Annotated in this window: 9 protein-coding genes; all 9 read left to right on the top strand. The window is 68.7% G+C overall.

Features of this window, described 5'->3' with window-relative positions:
* The first annotated feature begins 32 nt into the window (after positions 1-32).
* Positions 33-527 carry a phage virion morphogenesis protein gene (locus ACODSL_RS19955; protein ID WP_488902491.1) on the top strand — a complete coding sequence of 165 codons (495 nt, stop codon included), beginning with the start codon at positions 33-35 and terminating at the stop codon, positions 525-527.
* Positions 524-1129, top strand: a complete 606-nt coding sequence (locus ACODSL_RS19960) for a phage protein Gp37 (RefSeq protein WP_488902492.1) — start codon at positions 524-526, stop codon at positions 1127-1129. Before ACODSL_RS19955 ends, ACODSL_RS19960 begins: the two co-directional genes overlap by 4 nt.
* Positions 1129-1323 carry a DUF2635 domain-containing protein gene (locus ACODSL_RS19965; protein WP_488902493.1) on the top strand — a complete coding sequence of 65 codons (195 nt, stop codon included), beginning with the start codon at positions 1129-1131 and terminating at the stop codon, positions 1321-1323. The genes ACODSL_RS19960 and ACODSL_RS19965 overlap by 1 nt, the downstream gene beginning before the upstream one ends.
* Before the next feature lie 2 nt (positions 1324-1325).
* Complete coding sequence (locus ACODSL_RS19970; protein WP_488902494.1) at positions 1326-2792, top strand: phage tail sheath subtilisin-like domain-containing protein; 1467 nt, start codon at positions 1326-1328, stop codon at positions 2790-2792.
* A 16-nt stretch (positions 2793-2808) separates the two neighbouring features.
* A complete protein-coding gene (locus ACODSL_RS19975) occupies positions 2809-3168 on the top strand; it encodes a phage tail tube protein (protein WP_488902495.1) in 360 nt (119 codons plus the stop codon).
* Complete coding sequence (locus ACODSL_RS19980; RefSeq protein ID WP_488902496.1) at positions 3168-3443, top strand: phage tail assembly protein; 276 nt, start codon at positions 3168-3170, stop codon at positions 3441-3443. The genes ACODSL_RS19975 and ACODSL_RS19980 overlap by 1 nt, the downstream gene beginning before the upstream one ends.
* 38 nt (positions 3444-3481) lie before the next feature.
* On the top strand, positions 3482-3586 hold the full coding sequence (locus ACODSL_RS19985) for a GpE family phage tail protein (protein WP_488902499.1): 105 nt from the start codon (positions 3482-3484) through the stop codon (positions 3584-3586).
* Positions 3573-5033 (top strand): phage tail tape measure protein, encoded by a 1461-nt coding sequence (locus ACODSL_RS19990; RefSeq protein ID WP_488902497.1) that lies wholly within the window; start codon positions 3573-3575, stop codon positions 5031-5033. The genes ACODSL_RS19985 and ACODSL_RS19990 overlap by 14 nt, the downstream gene beginning before the upstream one ends.
* Positions 5033-5798: DNA circularization N-terminal domain-containing protein (locus ACODSL_RS19995; RefSeq protein WP_488902498.1), on the top strand; the 766-nt coding region annotated here is incomplete at its 3' end. The genes ACODSL_RS19990 and ACODSL_RS19995, both read left to right, overlap by 1 nt.

Consider the following 5798-nt stretch of genomic DNA (forward strand, 5'->3'; position numbering starts at 1 on the left):
CTGTTCTCTCGTGACCGCATGAGGGGGTTCTGATGGGCCTCCGATACACCGTTGACGCCTCGGGCGCTGACGCCTTGGAGCGCCGCCTCGGCAAGCTCCTCAAGCGCATGGGCGACCTGTTCCCCCTGATGCGCGTCATCAGCGGCTATCTGCGCGACACGGCCCGTCAACGGTTCGAGGACGGCGAAGCCCCGGACGGCTCGAAGTGGAAGACGTCGATCCGCGCCCAGCTCACCGGCGGCCAGACCATGGTCGATCGCGGAATCCTGCGCGACTCCGTCACCGACGCAGCGACCCGGGATACCGCCATCGTCGGGACCAACGACCCGCGCGCGCCGCTGCTGCACTTCGGCGGAATCATCCGGCCAAAGGCCGCCGGCGCACTGGTGTTCCAACTACCCGGCAGCGGCTGGAAGAAGGTCAAGCAGGTGACTATGCCGGCCCGTCCGATCTTCGGCCTGGCGGCCGCCGACCCGGGCGAGATCGGCGCGATCGTCGACGACTATCTGGCCGGTGCGGTTCGATGATCATCGCGCAGATCGAGAACGCCATGGCGGCGCGGCTCAATGCCGCGGCGAAGCTGGACGTGCTGGGCTACAGCCTGCGCGCCGTCGAGAGCCTTCCCACTGACCTGGACGAGTTCCTTTCGGCCGAGATCCGCGACTTCCCGGCGGCGTGGACGGTGTTCGGCGGTTGGCGGAAGCTCAACGACATGGGCGGTGGCGAGGTGCTGGTCGAGGGAACTTTCCACCTGGTGGTCGGCGCTTCGAACCTGCGCAACGAAAAGGCCCAGCGCCACGGGGGCGCGCCGGGCGAGATCGGCTCCTACCAGCTGGCTCTCGATCTGCCGGCGCTGCTGGTCGCCCAGGATTTCGGCCTGCCGATCTCGGCGCTGAAGCTGGGAGCCTGCACCCCGCTCTACACTGGCGGCGATCGCAAGAAGCGGCCGGTGAGCCTGTTCGCCATCGCCTTTACCAGCGAGTTCATGCTCAGCCCGCGCGCGCCGGCCGAGATCACCGTGCCGCCGATCGGCGACTTCACCACCTTCGCCGCCGGTTGGGACATCCCGCCCCACGACGGCCAGGCCGATGCATCGAGCCTGATCACCTTCCCCGCTGAGGAACCCTGATGGACGTCCAAGAGATCATCCGCCTCAAGCCGGCCACGGGCCGCCGCGTCCGCAAGCCTGACGGCTCCCTACTCGCCGAGGCGGGCGAAGAAGTGACCCACGCCCCGTTCTGGATCCGCCGCCTCGATGCCGGCGATGTCGAGATCGTTGACGCCGTGGCCGAGCCCAAGACCCCGGCCAAGAGCAAGGACTGACCATGTCGATCGCCTTCAACTCCATCTCCAACAACATCCGCACGCCGGGCGCCTACGCCGAGATCGATTCCAGCCGCGCCCGCCGGGGTCTGCCGGCGAAGACGCCTCGCGTCCTGCTGATCGGCAACATGCTGGCCACGGGCACCGCCGCCGCCGCAACGCTGCTGCGACTGTTCTCGGCCAGCCAGGCGCGGACTGACTTCGGCCCTCACTCGATCCTCGCGGAGATGGCCGCCAAGTTCGCCGCGGCGAACACCTCGGCCGACCTCTATGCCATCGGCCTGGCCGACGCCGGCGGCGGCACGGCGGCCACCAAGGTCGCCACCATCACCGGCCCTTCGACGGCCGCCGGCGTCCTGGCGTTCTACATCGCCGGCCGCGCCGTCCCCGTGACCGTCACCAGCGGCCAGACCGCCACCCAGATCGCCACCGCGGCGACTGCGGCCGTCAACGCCGTGGCGGACCTTCCGGTGACCGCCGCCAACGCCGCCGGCGTCCTGACCCTGACCGCCCGGAACAAGGGCACGCCCGGCAACGACATCGATGTTCGTGTTGGCTACTATCGCGAGGATGTCATGCCGGCCGGGGTGGCGGTGGCCATCGCCGCCGGCGTCACCGGCGCCACCGATCCGGACGTCGCCACCGCGATCGCCGCGATGGGCGACGAGCCCTTCGATGTGATCGTCATCCCCTGGACCGGCGCCGCCAACCTCACCGCCCTGGAAACCGAGCTGACCCGCCGGTGGGCTCCGCCGGCCCAGATCGACGGCGTGGCCTTCGCCGCCGCCCGGGGCACTCAAGGCTCCCTGGCCTCCCTCGGAGCCGGCCGCAACAGCCGCTATGTCTCAATCATCGGGGCGGACGCTGCCCTCAACCCGCCCTGGGAATGGGCCGCTTCCACCGCCGGCGTGGTCGCCCACTACGGCGGCATCGACCCGGCCAGGCCGTTCCAGACCTTGCCGCTGCCCGGCATCCTCGCGCCACTCTCGGCGGACGCTTTCACCCGCGCCGAGCGGGAGCTGCTACTGATCGACGGCATCACGACCTTCACCGTTGATCCAGGCGGCTCCGTCCTGCTGGAGCGGGTGATCACCACCTATCAGCTGGACAGCAACAGCCTGGCCGACACCAGCTGGCTGGACGTGAACACGCCGCTGACCCTGTCCTACCTGCGCTGGTCCTGGCGCCAGCGGATGCTGTCCAAGTTCCCCCGCCATAAGCTGGCGGACGACGGCACGCCCGCCGCGGCCGGCGGCGCGATTGTCACGCCCAAGATCGCCAAGGCCGAGACGGTGGCCTGGGCGCGGGACATGGCCGAGGCCGGGCTGATCGAGAACATCGATCAGTTCATCACCGACCTGGTCATCGAGCGTGATCCCAGCGACCGCAACCGTCTGAACACGCGCATGGCGCCGGACCTGGTGAACCAGGCCATCGTCTTCGCGGCCCAGATCCAGTTCATCCTGTAGGGAGGGCGACCAGCCCATGACCGGCAAGCTCTTTGGCCGCGCAACCATCCGCGCCGACGGCCAGTATCTCCAGACCTTCGAGGGGGCCACCCTCGACCCAGGCGGCGTCAAGCGCACGCCCCGCCCCGGTGCGAACAGCGCCGGCGGGTTCACCGAATCCATCGAGCCCTCGAAGATCGAGTGCGACGTGATGATGGCGGCCGGCGTCAGCATTGCGTCGATCCAGGCGATCGACGACGGGACCATCACCTTCGAGTGCGACACGGGCCAGACCTATGTCGTCAACCACGGCTATTGCGGTGACCCGCCCCAGCTGGGCGGCGAGGGCAAGCTGAAGTGCGTCTTCAACGGCCCGCCGGCGGAGGAGATCCTCTGATGGCCAAGGTCACCCACACGCTGGAATACCCGATCGAGGTGACCAAGCGCGCCGGCGGCTCCAAGGACAAGGTTGAGGTGATCACGGACATCACTCTCGACCTGCCTGAACGGCTGAAGGCCAAGCACCTGCGGTACACCGACGGCGCGAAGGGCGAGGTCGGCAAGACGCTGGCCCTTCTGTCAGCGTTCAGCGGTCAGCCGGTCAAGGTGCTGGACGAGCTGGACGCCAAGGACCTGGAAGCGCTGGCGGCGCACCTGGAGCCTTTTTCCTAGCCGGGTGGCCGCCTGACTGGGCCGACGTCCTCGGCAACCTGGCTGCCGCCTTCCATTTCCCACCCTCGGAGCTGTGGGAGCTGGACATCGACGAGCTCCTCTTTTGGAACGATCAGGCCGTAAGAATCCATGGGTCCGCTTAGCCTGAAACTGATCCTGCAGGCGGTCGATCGCTGGAGCGGGCCCACGGCCAAGGCGACCGGGTCGATCGGCGGCCTGATCTCGCGCATCGGAACCCTGACCGGCAAGCTGGCCAAGGTCTCGGCGATCGGCGGCGCGGTGGTGGCGGGCACGGCCGTGCTGGTCGGTCTCCAGGTTGGCAAAGCCGCCTGGGCGATGGTCAAGGAGGCGGCGGACGCTGGCGACGCCGCCTACAACAATGCTCAGAAATTTGGGCTGACTGTTCGCAGCTACCAACGCCTTGGCTATGCAGCCAGGCTGGCGAACCTGGACGCCGGCGAATTTGCCGTCGGGCTTCGTACCCTGGCGAGCAACGCCGATTCTGCCTCCAAAGGCGGCAAGGAAGACGCGAAGGCGTTTGCCGAGCTGGGCGTGAAGGTGAGGGACGCCCACGGCAAGCTGCTGCCCACCGAGGCGCTGTTGGCGAGCATCGCCGACCGTTTCGCCACCATGCCTGATGGGCCGCACAAAACGGCCATGGCAATGCGACTCCTGGGCCGATCAGGCGCGGAGATGATCCCGCTGCTCAACGGCGGCGGCGCGGCAATAAAAGCGGCCGGGGACAAGGCGGAACGGCTACACATCATCCTTACAGACGATCAGGCCAAGGCCGCCGACGCGTTCAACGACAACCTGGATGACATGCGGGCCAGCGTGATGGGCCTGAAATTCGGGATTGGCAATTCTCTGCTCCCGGTTCTCAACCGAAGCGTTTTGGGCATCACCGCCTGGATTTCCGCCCACCAGCCTGAAGTGATCGCCAAGGTCGGCATCATTGTCGACAAGCTGGCGGCCACCCTGTCGAAGGTCGACTGGGCCCAGTTTGCTTTGGGCGTCGCCAACGCCGTCACCGGCATCGTCAAGCTGTTCGAGTGGGTCGGGGGCCTGGACGGCATCATCAACGGCGGCGTCCTGGTGGGAATTGCCGCCTTGACCAACGCCATCTTCGGTATCGCTGTCGGGCTGGGAGTCGCCGCCGGCCCGGTCGGCTGGATCATCCTGGCCATCGGCGCGCTCGCCGCCGGCGCGTTCCTCGTCTGGCGGAACTGGGACAAGATCTCCAAGTGGTTCGGGGACATGTGGACCCGCCTGGCCACGGGCTTCAAGAACGGCGCGGCCGCCGTGTGGAACGCCCTGCCGGCCTGGCTGCGATTTATCCTCAAGGGCGTGGCCTTCGTGGTGAAGTTCGCCAGCCCGGTCGGTGCGGCCGCCGCCGTCGCCGGCGCTGCAGCCCGGGCCGGAGCGCAACCCCGGCCGGCGGTCGGCGCGGCCGCCAGGGACGGCGCGCGCGGCCGCGTCGATGTCGGGATCCGCGTTGACCAGGACGGCCGCGTCCGGTCGACCACCGCTCGCGCCTCCGGCCAGGCCGGCATCGATGTCAATCGCGGTCCCCTGCTGGGGTCTGACTGATGGCCTGGCGTGACCGACTCCGGCCGGCCAGCTTCCGGGGCGTCCCCTTCGATGTGGACGGCAACGAGCACGGGTTCGGCCGTCGGTTCGAGATCCACACCTATCCGCTGAGAGACAAGCCCTTCGCCGAGGACCTGGGTCGCGCGCCCCGCCAGTTCCGCGTGGAGGCCTATGTCCTGGGCGCGGACTATGACGCCGCCCGGGACGCCCTGATCGCCGCCCTGGAGGCCGAGGGGCCGGGCGAGCTGGTCCATCCGTCCTACGGCCGCCGACAGGTCGCTTGCGTCAACTCCGCCTGTCGTGAAGACAAGACCGAAGGCGGCCTGGCCGTCTTTTCCCTGGAGTTCGTGGAGGCCGGCGAGAATACCGCCCCGACGATCACAGTCGCCACGACAGACGCGGCCGTGGCGGCCAGCGCCGGTGCAACGTCGCAGTCCGCCGCCCTGTTCACCACGGGCTTCTCGACGGCCTCTTCCCCGGGCTTTGTTGTCACCCAGGCCGCCGCCCTGACCGAGCAGCTGAACCTCGCCGCAGAGGGCGCCGCCGTTCTGGTCGCTCCTGCCGGCGCGGCCCTCGACAGCTTCCGCCGGCAGGTGGCCGGGATCCGTAGCGGTGTTCTGACCCTGGTGGCCGCGCCGGCCTCGTTGGCGTTGGCCGCCACCGGTCTGATCAACCAGATCCGGCTGCTGGCCACGACACCGGCGGCGGCCCTGCAGGCGCTGCGGCCGTTCACTGAGTTTGGATCGACCCTCGCTGCCGTGCTGG

The organism is Caulobacter sp. FG121 (genome assembly GCF_057809815.1).

What these genes read in the sequence shown, in the direction of transcription:
- ACODSL_RS19955 (WP_488902491.1), top strand. Translation starts at nt 33, where the DNA reads ATGGGCCTCCGATACACCGTTGACGCCTCGGGCGCTGACGCCTTGGAG.
- ACODSL_RS19965 (WP_488902493.1), top strand. Translation starts at nt 1,129, where the DNA reads ATGGACGTCCAAGAGATCATCCGCCTCAAGCCGGCCACGGGCCGCCGC.
- ACODSL_RS19990 (WP_488902497.1), top strand. Translation starts at nt 3,573, where the DNA reads ATGGGTCCGCTTAGCCTGAAACTGATCCTGCAGGCGGTCGATCGCTGG.
- ACODSL_RS19970 (WP_488902494.1), top strand. Translation starts at nt 1,326, where the DNA reads ATGTCGATCGCCTTCAACTCCATCTCCAACAACATCCGCACGCCGGGC.
- ACODSL_RS19960 (WP_488902492.1), top strand. Translation starts at nt 524, where the DNA reads ATGATCATCGCGCAGATCGAGAACGCCATGGCGGCGCGGCTCAATGCC.
- ACODSL_RS19975 (WP_488902495.1), top strand. Translation starts at nt 2,809, where the DNA reads ATGACCGGCAAGCTCTTTGGCCGCGCAACCATCCGCGCCGACGGCCAG.
- ACODSL_RS19980 (WP_488902496.1), top strand. Translation starts at nt 3,168, where the DNA reads ATGGCCAAGGTCACCCACACGCTGGAATACCCGATCGAGGTGACCAAG.